Raw genomic sequence first — 22945 nt, 5'->3', positions numbered from 1 at the left:
GAAAGCAGGAAACGGGTTTTCACTAATTCTAAGTATCCCTTGTTTTGGCTATGCAAGAGAATCACCTTATGCTCATACCCAGGCCTGCGCTATTCAGTTTTCAGGAATGTATATGGTTTCTTAACCGGAACTATGACGACTGCCTCCATACCATCCGGGATGCAACCGTTACCAAGGCTGTTGCTTTCGGAAGTAACGACCTGCTTTTCAAGGTCCGGGAGGAGGGTGCCTTTCTGAGGATTGAGGTGCTTTCCGGAGCGCCGGATACCGCTTTAAAAAACCAGCTTGTCGATTATGTCACTTTCTGGTTTGATCTGGAACGCGATATTACTCCCTTTTATCAGTTGCTGGAAACTGATCCGAAGCTGGCATATATGGCTACGGATTATAAGGGACTCAGATTGATGGGCATCGAGGATCTTTTTGAAGTATTATGCTGGAGTATTATAGGCCAGCAGATCAACCTCACATTTGCTTATAAACTTAAAAGAAGGCTGGTGGAAAGGTACGGCCGTAAGATTGAATATGCGGGGGAAGTCCATTTTATCTTTCCGGATCCGGAGGTTTTGGCAGGGGCAGATCTGGCAGAATTGCGTGTCATGCAGTTTTCACTTAAAAAGGCTGAATACATTATTGGAATGGCCAATGTTTTTAAAACAGGTATGCTAAGCAGAGAAATGATTGTTAATGAGCCTGATTTTGAAGCACGTCAAAAGAAACTGACTTCTTTTAAGGGTATCGGCGTATGGACAGCGAATTATGCTCTCATGAAGTCTTTGCGGGATTCGGCAGGGATACCACATGGGGACGTGGGGCTGTTGAAAGCCTTGCAACACCATAATTTCATTGCTGACAGGAAAGAAAGTACTAAAATCAATGTTTTGTTAAGCCGTTTTAAGGGGTGGGAGAGTTACCTGGTTTTTTATCTGTGGCGCAGTTTAGCCCCAAAATAAAAGAGGATTCTGCCAATGGTCAAAATCCTCTTTTATCTCTAAGTCAGGCCGGTAGTCAGGACATTACCTTCTCTGTTTTCCTTTCGCCAATCTGCTGGCGCCACATGGCATAGTATAATCCTTTTTCTTCCAGAAGATCCCGATGGCTGCCCATTTCGATTATATTGCCTTTTTCCAGAACATATATTCTGTCGGCATGCATAATGGTTGACAACCTATGGGCGATCATCACAGTGATGTGCTGCCGCTGCTCTGTGATACTCCTGATGGTATTGGAAATTTCTTCCTCGGTCAGTGAATCAAGTGCGGAGGTTGCTTCGTCAAAAATCATCAGATTCGGGTTCCGAAGCAGCGCGCGCGCAATGGACAGACGCTGGCGCTCGCCGCCTGAAAGCTTGAGTCCGCCTTCTCCTATCACAGTATCTATTCCGTTGTCGGCTCTGGCCAGTAAGTTGTAGGATGCAGCTTTTTGTAAAACGCTGGTGATCATTTCATCCGTAGCGGAAGGGTTTACAAAAAGAAGATTCTCCTTGATAGTACCTGAAAATAACTGGGTATCCTGTGTGACAAAACCTATTTTGTGCCTGATCTCGTCAAAATCAATACTTTTTCCACTATGATTGTTGTAGAATATTTCACCGGAGTTAGGCTGATAAAGCCCGACAAGCAACTTCACGAGGGTCGTTTTACCAGAGCCCGAAGGCCCCACAAATGCGATGGTTTCACCACGTTTTACTTCGAAGGATATCTGCTCCAGTGCGGGCCTTGTGGCCGACTGATGCTGGAAGCGTACGTTCTCGAAGCGGAGAGATTCCACCCGGCCAATGGAAACAGGATCCGCCGGTTTAAGTTCAACAGGACGGTTGAGCAATGTCTGCAGGTTGATCAGGGATGCTTCTGCTTCGCGATAGGAAAGGATCACGTTTCCAAGTTCCTGGAGAGGTCCGAAAATAAAGAATGAATAAAACTGCATCATCATCATTTGTCCGACGGTTATCTTTTCCCGAAAGACAAAAAACAATAAAGCGAACATGATACATTGCTGAAGGAAATTAACAAATGTACCCTGAATAAAACTAATGGAACGGATGCTCTTTACTTTTTTAAGTTCCAGTTTAAGAATTTTAAAAGTAGTGGTATTCAGACGCTGAATTTCCTGCTGGGTAAGCCCCAGGCTTTTAACAAGTTCGATGTTCCGGAGTGATTCGGTAGTAGAGCCGGCCAAAGCGGTGGTTTCACTGACAATGCTTTTTTGTATGGTCTTTATCTTCCGGCTCAGTACACTCATCAATAGCGACAGTACCACTGATCCAACAAGATAAATAACGGGGAGCATCGGGCTGAGCTTAAATGCAACGATGACCACAAACACAATACCAACCAGTGTAGCAAAGAGTACATTCACAAAGTTAGTAATGAATTTTTCGCAATCGGCCCTGACTTTCTGGAGTACCGAAAGCGTTTCACCGCTTCTCTGATCCTCGAAGTCCTGGAACGGCAAGCGTAAGGCATGCCTGAGGCCATCTGTATACAAGTTGGCTCCAAAACGCTGGATAACGACGTTTACGACATAGTCCTGAAATGCCTTCGCAATACGGGATACCATGGCTGTTCCGATGATTAAGAGCAGGCCGATCAGTACACCTTTGAAAAATGCATCATCGAGTCCGTTGGTCCTGAAATAATCCGCCTTGTTAGCATAAGGATCGATCAGGTAATTACCCAGAATGTAGGGGTTAAGCAGTGAAAATACCTGGTTGACTGCTGCCAGGAGCAGCGCAAGAAAAATCAGCCCCTTATAGCGGCTGAGGTAGTGTAATAATAATTTCATCTCATGGTGGTGGTTCCTCTGAGCCTCGTGCTCTTCAGGGTAAACTAAAACTAAGGCAATTTAATTCGGCAAAGAGGCGGCAGAGGATGGTATTTATTATTGGTAAAACTTTAGAAATGAAAAATCGGGCTGAAGCATGGCCCATTCGTTACTGCTGGTTTCAGCCTGAGCTTCTGAGGCATAAGCGATCATTTTTTGCTCATAGTCCCGGATTGCCGCTTCCAGGCTGGCATGCCTTCCGTCGGTCAGGTTTTCTGACAGTATCATAGCATCCAGTAGCCCCGTATTCACGCCCTGGCCTGCAAATGGCGGCATAATATGTGCCGCATCGCCAATGAGCGTGATCGGTAACGGCCGGTGATGTTTCCAGGGTATATCCAATGATATTTTCCTGGTAGGCCAAACTATAAAAGAGGACGTTACACCGAATAACTGTCTGTAGCGTTCATCCCACGACGCTAACTTACCGGAAAGATACCCCGCAATACTGGCATTATCTTTTGACCCGTTTTCCATGTCCCATTCTTCTGGTTTGTTAAACATTACGTTGTAGGTGAGCAGGTCCCCGTTTTTAGGGTTTGCCACCAGCAAATGGTTTTGACTGGCGGTCATGAGTATGTTATCGTTACACAGTTGAAAGAAGCCGGGACAGCTGGTTTCAGGTTCAGGCACCTCACCTTGTACGATGAGTGTACCTGTATATTCTATTGTTGCGTCTGTTACATATTTCCTGGCGCCAGACATTCCACCGTTCGCACCGATCACGAGGTCGGCCGCTGCAGACGTCTCATTTTCAAAATGCAGGGTCCATTGGCCGTTATTCGCATCAAGCGCAGTAAATTTTCGGTCCCAAACAACTGTACCCGCTTTCAGACTTTCCAGCAACAGCAGCCTCAGATCAGTTCTGTTGATTTCGGGATTATCATACTGTTCCATAGGTGAGGCATTTTTTGAAAACAGTACCTTCCCCTGATCATCAGCAACAGTCCTTCCCATGGGTATGGCCATAGCGTAGTACTGCTCCAGTAACCCGGCTTTTTCCATGGCATCCAGGCCCGCCCCTTTGTGCAGGTCCAGTGTTCCGCCGGAAATGCGGGCCATCGGATTTTTGTCTCTTTCGTAAACAGTTACGTCTGTACCTTTCTGCTGTAACAATTTGGCCATCATCAAACCGACGGGTCCTGCCCCGATGATAGCAACTTTTTTATTCTGTAGTAACATGATTTTGCATGGTTGAAGTACGATGCAAAATTGGAGTACACAGCTTTATGAGTCTTGTATAAACGCGACAAAAATCGGGTACCTGCGGCCCAGCCGATTATACAGGTTCCCAAAGTTCAATCTTGTTGCCTTCGGCATCCATTATGTGAACAAACTTGCCAAAGTCGTAGGCTACAATGTCATCCACTATGGTTACACCGTTTTCTTTGAGCTTGCTCACCAGCCCTTCTATATTCTGAACGCGGTAATTAATCATAAAATCCTTTTGGGACGGAGCGAAATAAGCATCTCCTCTTTTGAAAGGGAGCCATTGCAGCGGGATAATTTCCTCTGGTTTGTGCAGATCCCTGTATTCAAAACTCACCGAGCCCCATTCATTGACATCAAAGCCTAAATTTTTGACGTACCAGTCTCTGGTTTGTTCCGTATTGTCTGAAAGAAAGAATATACCTCCTATTCCTGTCACCTTGGGTACCACATCCTTGCGGGAGCCCGGATTGTCTGCTTTGTTTTGGTTTTCTTCCATGTGAGTTTTCTGTTAAGCGCTTGTGAGCCGCATCTGGGTGATATAATGTGAAGGAAATTACCATCAAAAGTGATTAACGACAAAGGTTTACCCGGGCTGTTTCATCTGTTCAATAGCTTTCCATCCTTCCGGCGTGATGCCCATGATCTCCGTAGCAACGCCCAGTATTTGATAAGTATCGAAGAACGCCATTCTGGCGATGGGGTGATCCACTTCGCTGATGAGGGTATAACCCTGTTTAAGCAGGGTAGAGGTAACCCGCTGGAAGTCGCTGACAGGCAGGCGGAACGCAAGGTGTTGCGTTCCGCCTGAGGGGTATCGGGAAAGATAATCATGAAACATGCTCTGGCCTGATAGCGGCTGAACAAGTTCTACGAAAGTTCCGCCGTTGTAGGCCTGGGTGGTCAGCCATTCGCCCGCTACTACCTCACCGTAATAGCACATCCCCAGATCTTGCGCCCTGACCTGTACCGGCTCGGGAAACCCTTGGATAGCCAGGGTATGTGAAAGAAATTTTACGGCAGCGCGAATGTCCGGCACCACCCAGCCAATTTGCGCAAATTCAAGTCCTTCGATGATATGGTTGATATCGCTCATGTTTGTTGGGTGTTTTAACCATTGATGAAGCAAAGTTAAAACGGACCGAACTATTATGACGGGGGGATTTGCGCCAACTATAAGGGCCGCCTGTGACTACTTTTCTTACCTGACCAGTTGACAAGGACAAAAGGTAAACTGTTTCAGAAGCTGGCAGATTGGTTGCCCGGGTGATGGTTAAAATGCTTTTGTTTCCAGGTTTCTTTTGCGGATCGCTTCTTCAGTTCTGGGAATAAAATTCTCTTTTACATTGAATGCTGCGGTAGCCTGGACTTCCTCGATAAACGGGCGCAGGTTTTTGTTGTAGTCCCTGAAAGCTAATTCAAAATCACCGTCATATTTCTGCAGGGCATCGGCCAACGCAGCAGCTCCGGCCATGCCCAGTGATGCACCCATTCCGGCTGCCGGGGAAGCACAGTAGGCCGCGTCACCCACCAGTGCTACTCTGCCCCTGGTCCAGGATGGCATTTTTATCTGACAGAATTTATCAAAATAGAAATTGCCCGAATGCTGTACTTCTTCAAGAAGCTCAGCCGTTTTCCAGCCTAGTCCCGCAAATTGTTCTATCACAATTTGTCTTTGTTGATCTTCATCCCTGTAATCATACGGAATTTCCTCTTCTGAATTGAAACAAAAAATGATATCAGTCTTGTTGTTGTAGGCGTTCAGCATTACGGCCTTATCCGGCACGCCAAACATCTGCATCGTTTTGGGTTTGATCAGTAATTTGTTTACAATCGTAATAGAAAAATAAGCTCCCAGAAAATGAGTGTATTCGGTTTCCGGACCAAACCAGATTTTTCTGACGGCCGAATGTATTCCGTCGCACCCTATCACCAGGTCAAATGACTGTTGGGGACCATTCTTAAAAGTAACCTGTATTTCATCTTCGGTTTCAATCAGTGCCGTGATGTTATTATTGAAAAGAAAGTCAACTTCATTTTTCAGGCTATTTAATAAAATATGTACAAACTGATCCCTTTCAATTTCGATTTCATCATCTGAAATTCCGGTATCCATGGATATCGATCCTTCCGTAATATCCCTGGCATTTTTAAACTCTATCCGTTCAACACTTAGCCGTTGCGCTTTCAACTGCTCATCAATTTCCATACGTTTAGCAGCGTCGGCGGCAGGCCCTTTTATGTCAACCGCACCGCCGGAAGTTCGGGGTGCGCTGGCAATTTCAACGACAGTTACCTTGTAACCCAGGCGGTTCATCCAGTGTGCTGTGGAAAGTCCGGCCATACTTGCGCCTGAAATGAGTACCCGACGCGCGGTATTTGTGTTTTCTAATGATTCCATTTTGTTTCCTTTTTTTTGTACAAAGGAACATCGCGGCAGAGGTGAAGAAAACGGCGATTGAAAGTAGGTATTGGACTAATCGCGGTTTTTTTTCCGGAAAGACAATGCAGTATGTCCGGTAACCTTACTGAACAGCCTGGAAAAATAAGGATAATCATCGTAGCCCAGTTCTGCGGCAATTTCCTTTACCGATTGGTTGGAATGATAAAGCAGGCGTTTAGCTTCCAGAATGATACGTTCCTGGATATGATATGAAACAGAATGGCCGGTTGTGTTTTTAACGCATTCGTTCAGGTATGCGGTAGATATGTTGAGGGCTTGCGCGTACTCGGCCGGTTTTTTTACTGTTATAAAATCACGTTCCAATATTTTCCTGAACGCTTTGGTGATTGACTCAAAACGCGCAAGGGTGCCCGAGGATGCTGATTGCTCCAAATATTGTGACACCACCAATGCCACCGTAATACCGCTGCCGCTCACCGCAGAAAATTTTTCGATCCTTTCCGAAGCAGCTTCCCTTTGCCTGAAATTATGCGCAGCCCAAAAAAGCAAGCTGTATCATTCCATATTGAAAGACGCTTGCAATGTTACAGGCCTGATACTTTCAAGCAGCTGCAGATACGCTGGGTTCAGATTTTCATTGCTGATCGCCAGACTACATACCTTTACATTTTTAAACGCCAGTATAAGATGTACCTGGTCGGGATGCATATAGATGATGGAAGGAGACTGAATTTGGAACTGCCTAAAGTCAATTTCAATAGTAACGGTCCCATTTTCAAGCAGGAAGAAGGAATGACAGTCGTGCCGATGAGCCTGTTTGGCTTCCTTAAAGGTAACCATCTCCTCAACCAATATTTTTTCTATGGAAATGCCTGCATTAGAGGCGTCGGCAAAGTAATTGACCGGAATGGACTTGGCTTTTTTTAGCATGATCTGTTGGGCCAGAAATCGGTATCCTTCCTGTTTATGAATTTACAAATGTTGCCAATAAATCGTTCATAGCCAGTTTGTCAGCATTTTTGGCAAATACAGCCGGTGTAGTACCGCTATAACGCTTGAATTCCCTGCTGAGATGAGATTGGTCCGAATAGCCAAGCTCATGGGCCAGACCGGCTAGGTTGGTATTCGGGTGGAGCCATAAGTAGTTGCGGGCCTGCTCAAAGCGTAAGAGGCTGGATACGTCTTTCACAGTGTGCCCGGAAGACTCCCGGAATCTCCTTTCGAGGGTACGCACCGTGGTATGGGCTGCAGCAGCAACTTGGGCGACCGGCAGCGTGCCGCTGGCCTGTCGCATAGCCATGCCCGCTTTGAACAACATACTGTCGGTAGAAATCTGCGACCGCAATTCCAGCGAATACGCCTCCAGGCGGGCCACTGTTTCTTCCACCTTACCCTCTCTGATCAATTCCGCCAGGGTACCCTGAAGCCTGCTGATGGGGTGCGTGAAGGTCCGCAGCTCCTGTTTATCCGCGGGCAGTTCAAGCAAATCGAATACGGTCCAGGGGTAACATCTCACGCCGACGAGTTCCAATGAATTTTTTGTATAAAACTGAGCGGGCTTGTTGAGTATCCCCATCATAAAGGGTGAGGGCAGAGGCTGCAAAATTCCCTCACGCACAACGCTGCAACCGCTTCCGAAATGAAAAATAATTTCGGCGAAGCCATCAGGAACCACTTCGAAAAGCGATTGTTCTTCGCCAAATTCTTTTTTGTCATACCAAAAACATTTTATGGTATCCCGCAGGTTTTCAGGAGGATCAAATTCTTGGTGGTTCATATCGCAATATAAGCCATTGGCCAGGAGGAATAATTGAAAATTATACTGGATATTTTTTGAATTAATCTGCCGTTTTAATGACCTTGCCCTCCTTCATAACGAACACTACGTTTTCGATTGCTTCAATGTTCAACAAGGGATTTTTTTCCACGGCGATAATGTCGGCGAAATATCCTTTTTCGAGGAGCCCGACTTTGCCGTCGCCAGCGATCAGCACGCCCGGATGCATGGTAGCCGATTGTAAGATCTGGACGTTGTTCATTCCTGCTGCAATATAGGAATGGTATGTGCTTACCGTCACCTGACCTCGATTTCGCTTTGCATCCAAAAAGTACATATCCGATCCAAAGGCAATCTTGACATTTGCAGCCAACGCCCGTTTAATTCTTTGCTGGTACCTTTCTACTCCCGTTCGGTCTGTCGGAACAAGATATACGCCTTGATCTGCCATCATCATCAGTACATCGCTTGATAAGGTATAGCCATGTTCGATCGAATGCACTCCGGCCTTAATGGCCATTAGAGAAGGCCCGTCACCATTGGTCGCATGGGCTGCAACCTTAAGATGGGCTTTTTTTGCCTCTTCGACGATGGCGTTGAGTTCTTCTTGATTTAAGGACATTCTGTCATTATTGACGATAATTTTAATGCAGTCGGCACCGTCATAAATGGCTTGCTTTACGGCTCGCCGGGCTTCTTCAACTCCACTGATTTCAACATATTCCTTCGGTACCAGTGCTCGTCGCACATCGTCTGGCATCCTGGCGAATTGACCGCCAATGGGTGATAAGGCACGGGTGGAAGCAAATATTCTGGGTCCCGGAATCCAGTTCTTGTTGATTGCATCGCGAATAGCGATATCGGCGTTGACCCCTGAATTGCCGAGGTCCCTTACAGTGGTATATCCGGAATTAATCATATCACGGGCATTCCTCACACCGATCAAAGCTCGGTTAGCATTGTCCACAATCGCGGTTTCCACAACTATATTGGCGCCAGGTACCTTTTCCAGTTCATACTGATACTCATGACATAAATGTGTATGAGCATCTATTAACCCGGGCATTACATACTTGTCAGTAAGGTTAATCACTGTGGCATCGGCCGGGATTTCAAGATTAGTCCCAACCTTTTCTATTTTCCCGTTCAGTACATATATAACGGCTCGCTCTATTAATTTCCCGTTTCTTACATCAATCAGTGCTTTTGCTTTGATTACCGTAAGCCTGTTGGGTTCAGCCGCCGGAGCCTGTCCATTTGATTTATAGGTAGCTGTAAAATGGATAATCACCATTAAGAAAAAGCGAATTACCTGTGCGGGACCAGTTAGTCTTTTCATTTGAGTCTATTTATAATTTTGAGTTGCTACATGTGCAAGCCTTTGCTCAAAGGAATTGTTTATTTCAAAGCGGAAGGTCTTATAACGCGTTTTGAGACCTTATTTATTCGTGGCCTGTAGAAGAAATTCGCGTGGAGTCAGCCCTGTCTGATGTTTAAATACTCGGTTGAAGGTTGCTTTTGAATTAAAACCGCATTCAAACGCAATACCCAAAAGCGTTACTTCTTTCAAACGGGAACTCGTTATCTGCTTTTTAACCTCTTCGATCCTGAAACAATTTATCCAGTCGTTAAACGATTGGCCAAGCTTGTTGTTGATGACATAAGAAATGAGATTAACCGGAATCCCGGTTTTATCCGCAACATGCTTTAATTTCAGGTCGGGATGGAGGTATAGTTTTTCTTCTACCATGATATCCTTCAGAAGTTTGAGATGTTTTTGGGTATCGTTTTCGTCCTTTGTGGTGAATGACTTATTACCGGTTTCAGCTAAAGAAACGCTGGGGCGCAAATAAGCCATAATCCCTATGGCATATGTCAAAACGGAAACTAACAAGTAAAGAGGAAAGTAATCCCTCAGAGATAGTCTGTAATTAAAATAAAAGATGTCCAGGAACGTATAGACCAGCCATACCATCCATAGAAGTATATATGCTCCCAGAAGTTTTTTAAGCCAGCTCAGCATACCGGGCTTTGCCTTGGGCACCAATGGCAGATTACTCTGGCGGTGCACCTGAAGCATCTGAATAGACATGTAGGTGTAAACGCATACAGAAATCAGCGTGCTTATCTGCTCCGACTGACTGATAAACTTCCAGTACGGATAATCCGGATGAAAGTCGGCTTTGATGGTTAAAGCCAGATAGTAGCAGAATTGAATAGTCACCGGTATAAAGTGAGCCATTAGGAGTGGTCTCGGATACTTTGAGTGAAGAGAAAAAAAAACATAAAAATATATGCAGGGCCCTAATCCCAGTATCAAATTAATCGGGAGGTTCTCTATAACTGGATATACATCCGACAAGTTACTGTCGCGGCTGATAATCAGAATATTGTGAAAGGCGAAAATCAGTAGCGTAGCAACGAGAAAATAGGAAGCATAAGGAGGCCAGCTTTTTCTGATGATCAGTAATGCAGCCAATACTAAACCCTGAATGATGCCGCAGAGGAGCAAAGCATCCCAGAAATCAAAAAGTATGTTATCCATCTGAAAGGCAGTCTAAAGAAACTATTTGCCCAAAAGTTCTCCACTACTAGAAAATAACATTTGGGTCGAAGGGAAATTGAAGTTTCGGGCCATTTACGGGATCATACAGCAATGTCTAAGTTGCCCGTAAAAGAAAAACCCGCTCTACGTATCGTAAACCGGGTTAGGTAGCGGGGAGCAGGATCGAACTGCCGACCTTAGGGTTATGAATCCTACGCTCTAACCATCTGAGCTACCCCGCCGTAATTGTGGTGCAAAAGTATGTTAAAATAATTTATTACGCAACCTGAACAGGTATTTTAATTGCAAAATATCTTGGCCCGAAAAAAGGAATGACGTTAATAATGATTTTTATAATTGAATTATGCTATATTACAACTTTTAAAATCAACTAGGTAAACCAATTATTGAAAGGGCTCCCTTTTACATTTTGCTGATATGGAAAAATATAAATTTGTTACCGAATTTGAGCTGCGTTCCTCCCCGAAAGTACTATTTCCCTATATTTCCACTCCTTCGGGGCTTGAACAGTGGTTTGCCGAAAAGGTAACGGTTTTGCCAGATCATCGCTATGATTTTTATTGGGACGGCGACAGCCACATTGCCAGGCAGACAAGTATAAGAATTAATAAGTCTGTACGTTTTGATTTTGAAAATACGAGTGAAGACGATCTGGACAATAACCATGTGGAACTAAAACTTGAGGTAAGCGATTTAACACAGACTACCTTTTTACGCGTGATAGATTACTCGGCCAACAAGGATGAGGATGAGCTTAACTCGTTATGGAATGGTTTTATTGATAATCTACGGGAAATTGTCGGCAGTTAAATGAAAAAGCTGGATAAGCTTATTTTAAAGACCTTCTGGGGGCCTTTTGTGATTACGATGTCGGTTGTGGTTTTCATTTTTTTAATGAGGATCATGATATTTTATATCGACGATTTTGTGTCTAAGGATCTGGGGATCACGGATTACGCTCAGTTATTCTTCTATTTTAGCCTGATAACCGTCCCTACCGCCTTGCCCCTGGCAATGTTGCTTTCATCTCTCATGGCCTTCGGGAACCTCGGCGAGTTTTTCGAGCTTACAGCTATTAAAAGTGCCGGGATCTCCGTTACCCGGGCCATGCTTCCGTTGTTCATTGTAGCTGTTTTTGTGAGTATTTTCTCTTTCTTTTTTAACGACAGAGTATCTCCCTGGGCCAACCTGAAAGGGTACAGTTTATTATACGATATCAAAACAGCCAAAGCAACCCTGAAAATCAAGGAGGGAATTTTCTATAATGATCTGCCCGGTTACAGTATCAAGGTGGATAAAAAACTGGAAAACGGGAGAATGATTGGGATGGTGATCTACAAACACGATAACCGCTCTTATGAGGTAGGTAATACGCAGATTATCCTGGCGGATTCGGGCAGGATGTACTCGATAAACAACAACAGCTACCTGGTGATCGAGCTTTATCATGGTACCATGTACGACGACATGGTGAACAGCGCAGGTTCCAGGCCGGTTTACATATCCTCTCCTTCGGCAGGAGTTCAGCGCAATTCAAGTTTTCAGCGCAATGGATTCAAACATTACAAGCTCGTTGAAAGCCTGGCGTCTTTTGGTATGAAACGAACAGATGAACAGCAGTTCAAGTACCACGAGTTTATGAAAAATATAGCAGACCTGAGCCATACTGCAGACTCGCTGAAGAAATCATTTGACGAAGGGACCAAAAGTCTGTTACCAAACAGCCAGCAGTATTATTCCTATCAGTATAAACAGGGCACCGATAAAACGCTAAAACCAGGTAAGTGGGTTGACTCCCTGCTGGCCGTTCCGCTGACAGACAGCCTTAAAAAGGAAGTACTTGCCAATGCGAAAAGTGCTAGTAACAGTATGCTGAATTTTGCCGACTCAAATGACATGTATCTGGGAGCAAGGCTCAAAGATGCCAGCAAATATGAGCTGGAAATGCATCACAAATTTACCCAGGCACTTTCCTGCCTGATCATGTTTCTGATAGGCGCGCCATTGGGCGCGATCATCAAAAAAGGAGGCTTCGGAGTGCCTGTTTTGGTATCGATCATCTTCTTTATTTTATTATATGTGCTTACCAATCAGGGAGATAAGTTGGTGAAAGACGGCCTGTTGAGCGTTCCGGTAGGAGCCTGGATGGCCAACAGTACCCTGCTCATAGCAGGATTATATTTTATTGCCAAGGCCAGGAGCGATTCCAGATTGTTTGAAAAGGATGTATATGAGATGCAAATCAAAAGATTAAAAGATAAATGGACGAGTAGATTTGGTAAATCCCGGCTTATTCAATCATAATAAAATTATATTTTTATTATAAAAATAATAATAGTACTTTTGCAACCTTATTTACAGCAAGGGGCTGTAAAACATTCATATAATTTAATCTGTTGTTACAATCATGTATTTAACTACGGAAAAGAAGAGAGAAATCTTCGAAACCAAAGGTTTTAAAAAAGAAGGTGCAGATACAGGATCTGCCGAATCACAAATTGCGTTATTTACGTATCGTATCAATTATTTGAACGAGCACCTTAAAACGCACAAGAAAGACAACGATACCAGACTAGGGCTTCTTAAAATGGTAGGAAAGCGCAGAAGATTGTTGGATTATCTTTACAAAAACGACATTAATCGTTACCGTGCGATTATTGCCGAATTGAACATACGTAAGTAATTATAAAATCAGGGAACTTTCATTCAGATGAGTTCCCTGATTTTTTGCGGAAATTATTCGGAAATTCAGGAACGTCAGGACGGCGTTTCTTAGCTACACAAATATCAAATATTCTATGCTCTTTAATATAGTTACCAAGACTATAACCTTACCGGATGGCAGGGAAATCACAATTGAAACAGGAAAACTAGCGAAACAAGCTGATGGATCAGTGGTAGTAAGAATGGGTAACACCATGCTGCTTGCTACGGTTGTATCCAATAAAGAAATTAAGGAAGGACTTGATTTTTTACCTCTTTCCGTTGATTATCAGGAAAAATTTGCCTCTGCCGGACGTATACCAGGAAGTTTTCAGCGCCGTGAGGGTAAGCTTTCCGACCACGAGGTACTGATCAGCCGCCTGGTTGACCGCGTATTACGCCCTCTTTTTCCTGACGATTATCATGCTGAAACGCAGGTTAATATATTTCTGATTTCCGCAGATCAGGCTGCTTTGCCTGATGCACTTGCCGCACTTGCCGCTTCTGCTGCACTTGCTGCATCTGATATACCGTTTAACGGTCCGGTGTCGGAAGTAAGAGTCGCTAAAATCGATGGAGCTTATGTAATTAATCCTGGAAGTGAGGAATTGTCTCGCGCAACACTGGACCTGATGGTAGGTGCTACCTATGACGACATCGCGATGGTGGAAGGCGAAATGGATGAAGTTTCAGAAGATGAGATTATCGAAGCACTTAAAGTAGCGCATGAAGCTATCAAAATCCAATGTCTTGCTCTGAAAGAATTTGAAGCGGCTGTTGGTAAAACAGAGAAAAGAGAATACGTGGGCGACGAGTCTGATGATGAGCTGGAAGCCCGTCTGAGAGCTTTTGCGTACGACAAAATATACAAGGTAACACAGTTGGGCTCTACCAACAAGCAAGTTCGTAAAGACGGATTCAAGGCGGTTTGGGAAGAATTTGTAGCATCCATTCCAGAGGAAGAAGAAGTTAACAAAGTACTTGCCAAAAGATATTTCAATGATCTTGTTTGGGAGGCATCACGCCGCCTGGTGCTGGATGAAAGGATTCGTCTCGACGGCCGTCAGCTTGACCAGGTGAGGCCGATTGCTTCCGAAGTGGACTATCTGCCTCATGCACACGGCTCTGCTCTTTTCACCAGAGGTGAAACTCAGTCATTGACCACAGTTACGCTGGGAACAAAAAATGATGAGCAAATTGTAGATACCACGCTTAAATACGGGTATAGCAAATTTATGCTTCATTATAATTTCCCCGGATTTTCAACAGGTGAAGTGAAACCCAACCGCGGGCCTGGCAGAAGGGAAGTAGGCCACGGAAACCTGGCTCTACGTGCGTTGAAAAAGGTGTTGCCGGTAGCAGAGGACAACCCTTATACCATCCGGATTGTTTCTGATATCCTGGAATCTAACGGTTCTTCGTCCATGGCAACAGTATGTGCGGGTTCTCTTGCACTGATGGATTCTGGTCTTAAAATTAAGGCTCCGGTATCCGGCATTGCTATGGGGCTTATTTCTGACGAAGCGACCGGAAAATATGCGGTACTTTCCGATATCCTGGGAGACGAAGATCACCTCGGTGATATGGATTTTAAAGTAACCGGTACCGAAAAAGGTATTACGGCTTGCCAGATGGATATGAAAGTAAACGGCCTTTCCTTTGAGGTACTGACCGAAGCATTGCTTCAGGCAAAAGCAGGCAGGCTTCATATTTTGGGTGAAATGAATAAAACGATTAAAGAAAGTCGCCCGGATCTGAAACCTCATACCCCTCGTGCCGTCGTAATCAAGATTGACCGCGAAATGATTGGTGCTGTAATCGGGCCCGGAGGTAAGGTTGTGCAGGATATTCAGAAGGAATCAGGCGCTACCGTTTCAATCGAAGAAAAAGATGGTGCAGGATTTGTAAGTATATTTTCTGCAGATAAGACTTCGATGGAGAAAGCGGTTAGCAGAATAAAAGGAATCATCCTGGTTCCCGAAATCGGCGAGATTTATTCAGGAAAGGTGAAGTCTATTATGCCTTTTGGTGCGTTTGTGGAGTTTCTTCCAGGCAAAGACGGTCTGTTGCATATATCCGAAATCAAGTGGGAAAGATTGGAGAAAATGGACGGAGTTCTGGAGGTTGGAGAAGAAGTTCAGGTTAAATTAGTAGAAATAGACAAGAAGACAGGAAAATACCGTTTGTCCAGAAAGGTATTACTACCTAAACCTGAGAACAAAAACGCGTAAAATGGTGTTTTTCAAACGGAGGGCATTTTATAATGTCGTTACATTAACATATTAATATAAGAATTTAGGATGAGACAGCTAAAGATCAGTAAACAAATTACCAACCGTGAGAGTCAGTCGTTAGACAAATATTTACAGGAAATCGGTAAGGTAGATTTGTTAACGCCGGATGAGGAAGTGACGTTAGCTCAGAAAATCAGAGACGGAGATCAGCTGGCGCTGGAAAGACTGACGAAGGCTAACTTGCGTTTTGTTGTTTCAGTTGCAAAACAGTACCAAAATCAAGGTCTTTCTCTTGGAGATTTGATCAATGAAGGAAACCTTGGTCTGATTAAAGCTGCTCAGCGCTTTGACGAAACACGGGGTTTTAAATTTATATCTTATGCGGTTTGGTGGATTCGCCAGTCTATTCTTCAGGCGCTGGCGGAGCAGTCGCGTATTGTGCGTCTTCCTTTGAACCGGGTTGGATCTCTGAATAAAATATCCAAAACATTTTCGGAGCTGGAACAACGTTTTGAGCGTGAGCCTTCTCCCGAGGAGTTGGCCGAGGTACTGGAAATATCGTCTTCGGAAGTTGTTGACACAATGAAAATTTCTGGCCGGCATGTATCAATGGATGCACCGTTTGTACAGGGAGAAGAAAATAGTTTGCTGGATGTTCTTGAAAATGATCTGGAAGATAAGCCTGATTCAGGCCTTGTGAATGAATCGTTGCGAAAAGAAGTTCAGAGGGCGCTTTGTACCCTTACACAAAGAGAGGCAGATGTAATAGCCCTTTATTTTGGACTGAACGGCGAGCATGCCATGACTTTGGAAGAGATAGGCGAGAAGTTTAACCTGACAAGAGAACGTGTTCGTCAGATTAAAGAAAAAGCCATCAGGAGATTACGTCATGTTTCAAGAAGCAAAGCTTTGAAAACATATTTAGGGTAAAATAAGTTGTTTGCTCTGATAATGAAATATTACTAAAAGCCTCGTAAGAGGCTTTTTTTATACAATGATATAATATATGGCTGTTTTACAACCTATCCTGGATATCGCTGAACTCTGTTTTTTGCACGGAATCCGGCATGTGGTAATATCTCCCGGCTCTCGCAGTGCCGCTTTAACGCTGGCTTTTGCAAGGCATGGAGGCTTTAAGATGCATGTAGCCATTGATGAGCGCTCGGGAGGCTTCATAGGCCTGGGAATCGCACAGGAAACGCGTATTCCGGTTGTACTGATCTGCACATCCGGAAGCGCTGTATATAATCTTGCCCCGGCAATTGCTGAGGCCTATTTTCAGCAGGTTCCGCTGATCGTTCTGACTGCTGACCGGCCACCCGAATGGATACACCAGTACGACGGGCAGACTATATATCAGTCCGGTATTTTTGGCAGACATGTAAAGAAGTTTTCGGATCTCCCGGCGGATTATCAGCACAAAGACTCAGTATGGGCAATCAACAGACTCATCAATGAAGCTATTCATATCGCTTCAACGGAGCCCTCCGGGCCGGTTCACGTGAATGTTCCGATACGGGAACCGTTTTATCCCACACCTGGAGAAATCCTGAAACCATCAGAAAAGGTACGTAAGATTACCAAAGCCCGGCATAGTAGCGTATTGTCTTCGGAGACGTGGCACGAACTACTGGATGAATGGGATAGTGCGCGGCGTATTTTAATCGCCGTTGGGCAAAGCCGGAATGAGCCGGAAAGCTGGCGATCATTATATAAAATTTCCGAGGAGCTGGATATTCCTGTTGTGGCAGATTGTATTTCCAATCTGCCCGGCAACGTAAATATTATTCGTCATCATGATCTGTTTCTATCTCACGAAAAGACGGAAAATTTGCGCCCCGATTTACTTATTACCACTGGATTATCTTTTATTTCAAAGGAATTGAAACAATTTCTCAGGAGAAATCCGGCAGTTATGCATTGGCATATCGGTGAGGAAACACTTCTAGCAGACCCACTTCAGTCATTGACCAGAATTATACCTGTTTCTGCCGCCTATTTTTTTGATAATTTATTTGAAAAGATTGATTACCAGTTATTTGTAGAAAATTCCGAACCAGACAATGACAGTGCATACCTCACTTCCTGGCTGCATCATGAGTATCTGGCTGGGCAGGGGCAAGAGACGTATACTGCAAAATTATCGACGTTAAATGATTTTTCGATGATAGATTCATTTATTAAGCTTATAAATGGAAGCTATCAGTTACAAATAGGCAATAGTATGCCGATACGGTACGTCAATGCCCTGGGGGAGAATCTTGAAAATGTCACCGTGAGATGCAACCGGGGTACCAGTGGAATAGACGGTTGTTTGAGCACTGCCATTGGAGCAGCGCTGGTTAGTGAGATACCGGTGTATCTGCTCATCGGGGATGTTTCCTTCCTTTATGACCGCAACGGTTTACTGGTTAAACCACTGCCTGACAATTTGAAAATAATTGTATTAAACAATGATGGAGGGAATATTTTCCGTATGATCGAAGGACCTTCCGGCGTACCGGAACTGGAAACATTTTTCGAGACCAAACATGGGATGAATGCCAAACGCACTGCCGAGGATGCTGGTATTGCATATTTCAGTATCAAAGAGTTTTCGGAGATGAGCCAGGTACTCAATATTTTTAATAATACTTCATCGACCGCCTTGCTGGAAGTTTTCTCCGACCCGGCAGAAAACAAAAGGGTATGGAAGGGATTAAAAGCTTTTGTGTCAGAAAAATTATAATTTCAGAGGCATTCCGACTGGTAGTTTATGATAGCGAGAGAGTCTGACAAGAGTTTTCCTTTGGACCAGACGGCGCAGGCTTGCTGCTTCTGGCTGTTTTTCAGATATGCCTGTCCGGTATAGCCATATAGGTTTTCAACCGGTTGTGCCAGCTCAATAGCCTTTTCATAGCATTGGATGGCTTTCTCGGTACTACCCGTCTGCATGTAATATAAACCAAGGTTTCGCAGTGCATAACCGTTTTCTGGCAAAAGTTCCAGTGACCGTTCGATCAGCTCACGGGCTTCTGCCGCCTTACGGTTTTCAAGGAGCACAAAGGCCTTATTGTTCAAGGCCAGCGCGTTCGAAGGGTTCCGGCCAAGTACTCTGTCAAAGTAGGCCAATGCCTGCGTCCAGTTCCGTTCTTTTGTAGCAATCAGGCCCAGATTGTTGATAGCTTCAGCACGGTAGGGGTCTAGTTTTACGGCTTCGGAAAAATCGTTTCTTGCCAGACCAAACTGGTGCTGGTTGTAATAAAGGGCGCCACGGTTTACCCAAGCTTCAGTATTAGTCGGAGAAAGCTGCAGGGCCTTGTCATAATCGGCGAGTGCTATCGAATTTTGCCCGCGTTCCACCATCAGATCTCCATGGATCAGATAATATCTCGTAGAGTCCTGATACTTTTTTTGAATCTCCTTCAGACCTGCCTCGGCAGCGGTTAAATCACCCAGCACCAAGGCAACTTCCGCTCTTGCCAGAATAGCCTGTACGAAGGTGGGGTCAATCCGGATCGCTTCCGATAAAACCTCGTAGGCATCCTCAGGGCGGTTTAATTTCATTAAAGAAATCCCTTTATTGAGATAAGCATCTGAAAATTCTGCATTTTTGGCAATTGCTTCGTCATAGAGTCTGACGGCCTCGGCATAATTGTTTTGTGTAAACGCAGTATTGCCTTTCAGGAAAAAATCCGAAGCATCTTTTTTATCCTGGCTGCTGCAAGAGGTGATCAGACAGGATATGATAATTAGTAATACAGGTATAAATTTTAGTTTATGTCTGAACATCAGTTTAATAGTGTTAGTAAATTTTAGTATGCGATACATTAAAGATATTCCGGATCAGCGTTACAAGATTGGTATTTATCAGTGGAATAATAAATACATCATTAAAATTGAATCTGGCTTATACGAACAAACTTACAAAATCGAGGAATATGAGGTGGCTTCAGTGGCGGAATTGGAATCAGTTTTTGATGAAAATTTCATGAATTGTATTACGGCCAGGTTCGACGCCATGGACAACGACTTTATGCTGACGCTCCGCCGGAATGAAATAATTTTTTAAACCGACGGGATGGATAAGCTTTAAAATATGTGCGTATACGCTTTTAATTTGCATTTCGTTAAATAGCAAACAGAATCCGGTGGTAAAGTGCACCCCAGAATGTCTTATATTGATATATGATTAAACCAAACCAAATTCCCCAAAATCAAGCGAAAAAGTCTTATATGCTTCTTAAACGCAGTGCCCGTTCCCTGGGTGTTATACTTTGCGCGGGATCTACGCAGCTATTAGCCCAAAGCACGTTGAGTATCACGGAACCTGAATCCCATTTTAGAAACGGTCTGGAGTATTACGAGAAATCCAACTACGTAGCCGCCCGGCAGGAGTTTGGAGAGTTTCTCAATACGCAGGATAAGTTATTCAGTACCAGTGACTATAATAAAATTACCGCGGAATATTACTTTGCCGTCACCGGCCTTTATCTGAATTACCCCGAAGCGGAAATTCAGGTAGATCGTTTCGTCAAGAATCATGCGGAGCATCCGAAGGCCCAGCAGATCTATTCCGACCTGGGAAGCTACTATTATAATGCCGGGGATTATGAAAAGGCTATCACGTATCTCCAGAAATCGGTCGATTCTCCGGGAAATACTGGCAAAAAGGTGGAAAGTACCTATCAGCTGGCCATGGCTTATTACAATACCAAGCAACCGGATGCGGCGCTTCCGCTCTTTAATCAGGTTAAAACCGTATCGGAATTTAAAAATGCTGGGGATGCTTCGTTTTACGCCGGAGTAATTAATTACCAGAAGAACAATTTCGAAGAGGCCTATCAGGATTTCCTTCGGGTGGAAAGTCATCCGTATTACAAGGATGAAGCACCTAACTGGATCATATCCTCTCTGTACCAGTTGAAAGAATATGACAGGCTGGTTCAGTATGGGGAAAAGCTTTTAGCACAGCAAAAGGGAAATACTAAACTGGATGATGTGGCTTTGTATGTGGCAGAGGTTTACTACGAAAAAGGTGATTATTCCAAAGCGGTGGTTGCTTATGAACGTTATAAGAAAATGAAACCTGGTGCTGTTCCCCCTACAGTATCCCTTCATTACGGGCATGCTCTGTTCAGAAATGATAATTATGAAGGTGCCATTACTGCTCTAAAACCGATAGGTTCTGGCAAAGATTCTGTTTCGCAGTACTCTTCATATATACTGGGAATCAGTTATTTAAAGACTCGTAATTTAAGCAATGCTTTAACATATTTTGATAATGCTGCTAAGCTCAGTTTTCATGAAGTAATTAAAGAAGAGGCGGCATATAACCATGCCAAGGTACAGCTGGAATTAGGCAATAATAGCGAGGCGGTAAAAGAACTGAATGAATACATGGCTCAATATCCTCAAAGCAAACATACCGAGGAAGCCACAGAACTCGTAGCGGAAGGCCATGCCGGGGCCAATAATAATATTGCTGCGATCCGGTACATAGAAGGCTTGTCAAAGCGCAGTGCTAAAATTAATGGTACCTACCAGCGGCTGACATACAATCAGGGCGTATCGGACTTTAATCAGGAGCGTTTTGAATCTGCCATCGGATACCTTGAAAAGTCACTTCGTTTCCCGGTTGACCCAGAACTTCAGCTTTCCGCAATGTACTATAAGGCTGAGTCAAATTACGGTCTGAAAAAAATGGACGAAGCGGTTGCTCAGTTTAACCAGATATCCAAAAATCCAAAGGCCGGCATTTATGGCCGAAAAAGTCTGTACGCGATCGGATATGTTTATTATAATCAAAAAAAGTACAGCCAGGCGCTGCCCTATTTCAAGCAATTTGTGAGTAATACGGAGGGGATAGACAGTCAGGTGATCGAGGATGCCTATACGCGCCTTGGGGACTGTTATCTGGCTGCTAAAAATTACGATGAAGCTATCCGCACTTATGAACAGGTAGCAGCCAAGGGTAAAACGGATAAGGATTATGCCATGTATCAAAAGGCAAGGGCTTATGTGTATATGAATCGTGAAGCGGAGGCAAGGCGTCAGTTTGAACTATTGATCCGCCAGTTTCCCGGTTCCAGATACCTGGACGATGCCTATTTCCAGCTTGCAGATATCGACTTCCAAAACCAGAGCTATTCGGCTGCGGTGAAAGGATTTACCCGGATGATCAATGAGAAACCAAAGAGTTACCTCATTCCGGCGGCCCTCCTCAGAAGAGCGCAGTCGTATTACAACCTGCAGGTATATGAGCAGGCAATTGTGGATTTTCGTAAAATCCTGACCGAATTCCCTGATTCTCCCTCCGCCAGCAGCGCGCTTGAAGGTATACAGGAGAGTTATACAGCTGTCGGACGTCCGGAAGAATTTACACAGGTGCTCGGTGTGGTCAGGAAAAATAGTCCGGGTAATGAGAAACTCGAAGAAGTGGAATTTGATAATGTTCGCAATCTTTATTATGCCGAAAAATATGATGTGGCTATCAAGTCGCTTCTGGAATTTTTAAACGGATATCCTTCCAGCAAACATCAATATGATGCCAAATATTTTATTGGCTCGTCCTACGACAAAACGGGAAAAGTGAATGAGGCGCTTCAGTATTTCGCCAAAGTTGTTCAGGAAAACCGGTCTACTTTTGTTTCTGCAGCGGCACAGCGCTCCGCGGAACTGGAAATAGGGCGTGGTAACTATAATAATGCTGTTTCCAATTACCGGATACTACTTCGGAATGCTGAAAATAAGAAAGAGCAGGTACAGGCATGGACGGGACTGATGGACAATTATTATACACTTAAAGGTTATGACTCTACCATGTATTATGCCCGTGAGGTGATCAATGCAGGCAATATCGTTCCAGGCAGTGTCGGAAAGGCACAGCTATATCTTGGAAAGGTACCGTATGACCGCGGAGACCTAGTCAAGGCAAGCGAAGAGTTTAAGAAAATTGCGGCAACATCCAAGGATGAATACGGAGCCGAGGCAAGTTACTGGTCGGCTATGATTCTTTACAAAAACAAAAAATATAAAGAAGCGGAAACCGCCATTATTGATATGGGAAAAAATTTCGAAGGGTTTGATTTCTGGCGTGTACGTTCGTTCATTTTGCTGGCGGATGTGTATTTGGGAATGAATGAGGTGAGTCAGGCAAAAGCCACGCTCAGCTCCATTATTGATAACTCGGATGATAAGGAAGCCGTTGAGTTGGCAAAAACCAAATTAAGCCAGATTAAATAGACAAT

General features: G+C 44.2%; 20 protein-coding genes and 1 tRNA gene. 9 read left to right on the top strand and 12 right to left on the bottom strand.

From position 1 onward, the window contains the following. The first annotated feature begins 50 nt into the window (after window positions 1–50). Window positions 51–953, top strand: a complete 903-nt coding sequence (locus tag KOE27_RS08830; protein WP_215238527.1) for a DNA-3-methyladenine glycosylase family protein — start codon at window positions 51–53, stop codon at window positions 951–953. Between the two features lie 55 nt (window positions 954–1008). Here the strand turns inward: KOE27_RS08830 and KOE27_RS08825 are convergent, their stop codons facing one another. The 11 genes from KOE27_RS08825 to KOE27_RS08775 all read right to left on the bottom strand — a co-directional run bounded on the left by KOE27_RS08825 (window position 1009) and on the right by KOE27_RS08775 (window position 11000). Continuing rightward, window positions 1009–2784 carry an ABC transporter ATP-binding protein gene (locus tag KOE27_RS08825; RefSeq protein ID WP_215238526.1) on the bottom strand — a complete coding sequence of 592 codons (1776 nt, stop codon included), beginning with the start codon at window positions 2782–2784 and terminating at the stop codon, window positions 1009–1011. Window positions 2785–2880: 96 nt separating this feature from the next. Next, entirely contained in the window at window positions 2881–4005 is a 1125-nt protein-coding gene (locus tag KOE27_RS08820; protein WP_215238525.1) for an FAD-dependent oxidoreductase, read from the bottom strand. A 97-nt stretch (window positions 4006–4102) separates the two neighbouring features. Continuing rightward, window positions 4103–4531 carry a VOC family protein gene (locus tag KOE27_RS08815; protein ID WP_215238524.1) on the bottom strand — a complete coding sequence of 143 codons (429 nt, stop codon included), beginning with the start codon at window positions 4529–4531 and terminating at the stop codon, window positions 4103–4105. Window positions 4532–4618: 87 nt separating this feature from the next. Next, the gene (locus KOE27_RS08810) at window positions 4619–5128 is read right to left on the bottom strand and encodes a VOC family protein (protein WP_215238523.1); all 510 of its coding nucleotides are present in this window, start codon (window positions 5126–5128) and stop codon (window positions 4619–4621) included. Between the two features lie 177 nt (window positions 5129–5305). Continuing rightward, a complete protein-coding gene (locus KOE27_RS08805) occupies window positions 5306–6433 on the bottom strand; it encodes an FAD-dependent monooxygenase (protein WP_229252713.1) in 1128 nt (375 codons plus the stop codon). A gap of 75 nt (window positions 6434–6508) precedes the next feature. Beyond that, complete coding sequence (locus tag KOE27_RS08800) at window positions 6509–6985, bottom strand: helix-turn-helix domain-containing protein (RefSeq protein WP_215238522.1); 477 nt, start codon at window positions 6983–6985, stop codon at window positions 6509–6511. Window positions 6986–6991: 6 nt separating this feature from the next. Further along, window positions 6992–7366 (bottom strand): AraC family ligand binding domain-containing protein, encoded by a 375-nt coding sequence (locus KOE27_RS08795; RefSeq protein ID WP_215238521.1) that lies wholly within the window; start codon window positions 7364–7366, stop codon window positions 6992–6994. Between the two features lie 34 nt (window positions 7367–7400). Continuing rightward, window positions 7401–8213: a helix-turn-helix transcriptional regulator gene (locus tag KOE27_RS08790; protein ID WP_215238520.1), complete on the bottom strand. Its 813-nt coding sequence runs from the start codon at window positions 8211–8213 to the stop codon at window positions 7401–7403. Between the two features lie 61 nt (window positions 8214–8274). Continuing rightward, window positions 8275–9552 (bottom strand): amidohydrolase family protein, encoded by a 1278-nt coding sequence (locus tag KOE27_RS08785; RefSeq protein ID WP_215238519.1) that lies wholly within the window; start codon window positions 9550–9552, stop codon window positions 8275–8277. 99 nt (window positions 9553–9651) lie between these two features. Next, the gene (locus tag KOE27_RS08780; protein ID WP_215238518.1) at window positions 9652–10758 is read right to left on the bottom strand and encodes a helix-turn-helix domain-containing protein; all 1107 of its coding nucleotides are present in this window, start codon (window positions 10756–10758) and stop codon (window positions 9652–9654) included. A 168-nt stretch (window positions 10759–10926) separates the two neighbouring features. Next, window positions 10927–11000, bottom strand: a tRNA-Met gene (locus KOE27_RS08775). A gap of 196 nt (window positions 11001–11196) precedes the next feature. Between KOE27_RS08775 and KOE27_RS08770 the strand changes: the two genes are divergently transcribed. The 6 genes from KOE27_RS08770 (at window position 11197) to menD (ending at window position 18444) form a co-directional block, all read left to right on the top strand. Next, complete coding sequence (locus KOE27_RS08770) at window positions 11197–11589, top strand: START-like domain-containing protein (protein ID WP_215238517.1); 393 nt, start codon at window positions 11197–11199, stop codon at window positions 11587–11589. Further along, window positions 11590–13083 carry an LptF/LptG family permease gene (locus KOE27_RS08765; RefSeq protein WP_215238516.1) on the top strand — a complete coding sequence of 498 codons (1494 nt, stop codon included), beginning with the start codon at window positions 11590–11592 and terminating at the stop codon, window positions 13081–13083. Window positions 13084–13186: 103 nt separating this feature from the next. After that, on the top strand, window positions 13187–13462 hold the full coding sequence (gene rpsO, locus KOE27_RS08760) for a 30S ribosomal protein S15 (RefSeq protein ID WP_215238515.1): 276 nt from the start codon (window positions 13187–13189) through the stop codon (window positions 13460–13462). 115 nt (window positions 13463–13577) lie between these two features. Then, window positions 13578–15713: a polyribonucleotide nucleotidyltransferase gene (gene pnp, locus KOE27_RS08755; protein ID WP_215238514.1), complete on the top strand. Its 2136-nt coding sequence runs from the start codon at window positions 13578–13580 to the stop codon at window positions 15711–15713. A gap of 69 nt (window positions 15714–15782) precedes the next feature. Next, window positions 15783–16646: a sigma-70 family RNA polymerase sigma factor gene (locus KOE27_RS08750; RefSeq protein WP_015810559.1), complete on the top strand. Its 864-nt coding sequence runs from the start codon at window positions 15783–15785 to the stop codon at window positions 16644–16646. Window positions 16647–16722: 76 nt separating this feature from the next. Beyond that, window positions 16723–18444: a 2-succinyl-5-enolpyruvyl-6-hydroxy-3-cyclohexene-1-carboxylic-acid synthase gene (gene menD / locus KOE27_RS08745; RefSeq protein WP_215238513.1), complete on the top strand. Its 1722-nt coding sequence runs from the start codon at window positions 16723–16725 to the stop codon at window positions 18442–18444. Between the two features lie 2 nt (window positions 18445–18446). On the opposite strand, the gene KOE27_RS08740 is transcribed toward menD, so the two are convergent. After that, on the bottom strand, window positions 18447–19487 hold the full coding sequence (locus KOE27_RS08740) for a tetratricopeptide repeat protein (protein ID WP_229252712.1): 1041 nt from the start codon (window positions 19485–19487) through the stop codon (window positions 18447–18449). Between the two features lie 28 nt (window positions 19488–19515). Between KOE27_RS08740 and KOE27_RS08735 the strand changes: the two genes are divergently transcribed. Continuing rightward, complete coding sequence (locus KOE27_RS08735; protein ID WP_215238511.1) at window positions 19516–19767, top strand: hypothetical protein; 252 nt, start codon at window positions 19516–19518, stop codon at window positions 19765–19767. A gap of 164 nt (window positions 19768–19931) precedes the next feature. Next, window positions 19932–22940 carry a tetratricopeptide repeat protein gene (locus KOE27_RS08730; RefSeq protein ID WP_215238510.1) on the top strand — a complete coding sequence of 1003 codons (3009 nt, stop codon included), beginning with the start codon at window positions 19932–19934 and terminating at the stop codon, window positions 22938–22940. Window positions 22941–22945: the final 5 nt, after the last annotated feature.

Source organism: Dyadobacter sp. CECT 9275 (assembly GCF_907164905.1).
GTDB lineage: Bacteria > Bacteroidota > Bacteroidia > Cytophagales > Spirosomataceae > Dyadobacter > Dyadobacter helix.
Note: the sequence above shows the minus strand (reverse complement) of the source record. Positions and strands in the feature narration are given on the sequence as shown.

Coding starts and splice junctions, on each gene's coding strand:
- KOE27_RS08750 (WP_015810559.1), top strand. CDS start 15,783: ATGAGACAGCTAAAGATCAGTAAACAAATTACCAACCGTGAGAGTCAG.
- KOE27_RS08770 (WP_215238517.1), top strand. CDS start 11,197: ATGGAAAAATATAAATTTGTTACCGAATTTGAGCTGCGTTCCTCCCCG.
- KOE27_RS08810 (WP_215238523.1), bottom strand. CDS start 5,128: ATGAGCGATATCAACCATATCATCGAAGGACTTGAATTTGCGCAAATT.
- KOE27_RS08735 (WP_215238511.1), top strand. CDS start 19,516: ATGCGATACATTAAAGATATTCCGGATCAGCGTTACAAGATTGGTATT.
- KOE27_RS08780 (WP_215238518.1), bottom strand. CDS start 10,758: ATGGATAACATACTTTTTGATTTCTGGGATGCTTTGCTCCTCTGCGGC.
- KOE27_RS08830 (WP_215238527.1), top strand. CDS start 51: ATGCAAGAGAATCACCTTATGCTCATACCCAGGCCTGCGCTATTCAGT.
- KOE27_RS08805 (WP_229252713.1), bottom strand. CDS start 6,433: ATGGAATCATTAGAAAACACAAATACCGCGCGTCGGGTACTCATTTCA.
- pnp (WP_215238514.1), top strand. CDS start 13,578: ATGCTCTTTAATATAGTTACCAAGACTATAACCTTACCGGATGGCAGG.
- menD (WP_215238513.1), top strand. CDS start 16,723: ATGGCTGTTTTACAACCTATCCTGGATATCGCTGAACTCTGTTTTTTG.
- KOE27_RS08790 (WP_215238520.1), bottom strand. CDS start 8,213: ATGAACCACCAAGAATTTGATCCTCCTGAAAACCTGCGGGATACCATA.
- KOE27_RS08740 (WP_229252712.1), bottom strand. CDS start 19,487: ATGTTCAGACATAAACTAAAATTTATACCTGTATTACTAATTATCATA.
- KOE27_RS08815 (WP_215238524.1), bottom strand. CDS start 4,531: ATGGAAGAAAACCAAAACAAAGCAGACAATCCGGGCTCCCGCAAGGAT.
- KOE27_RS08795 (WP_215238521.1), bottom strand. CDS start 7,366: ATGCTAAAAAAAGCCAAGTCCATTCCGGTCAATTACTTTGCCGACGCC.
- KOE27_RS08730 (WP_215238510.1), top strand. CDS start 19,932: ATGCTTCTTAAACGCAGTGCCCGTTCCCTGGGTGTTATACTTTGCGCG.
- KOE27_RS08825 (WP_215238526.1), bottom strand. CDS start 2,784: ATGAAATTATTATTACACTACCTCAGCCGCTATAAGGGGCTGATTTTT.
- KOE27_RS08765 (WP_215238516.1), top strand. CDS start 11,590: ATGAAAAAGCTGGATAAGCTTATTTTAAAGACCTTCTGGGGGCCTTTT.
- KOE27_RS08785 (WP_215238519.1), bottom strand. CDS start 9,552: ATGAAAAGACTAACTGGTCCCGCACAGGTAATTCGCTTTTTCTTAATG.
- rpsO (WP_215238515.1), top strand. CDS start 13,187: ATGTATTTAACTACGGAAAAGAAGAGAGAAATCTTCGAAACCAAAGGT.
- KOE27_RS08820 (WP_215238525.1), bottom strand. CDS start 4,005: ATGTTACTACAGAATAAAAAAGTTGCTATCATCGGGGCAGGACCCGTC.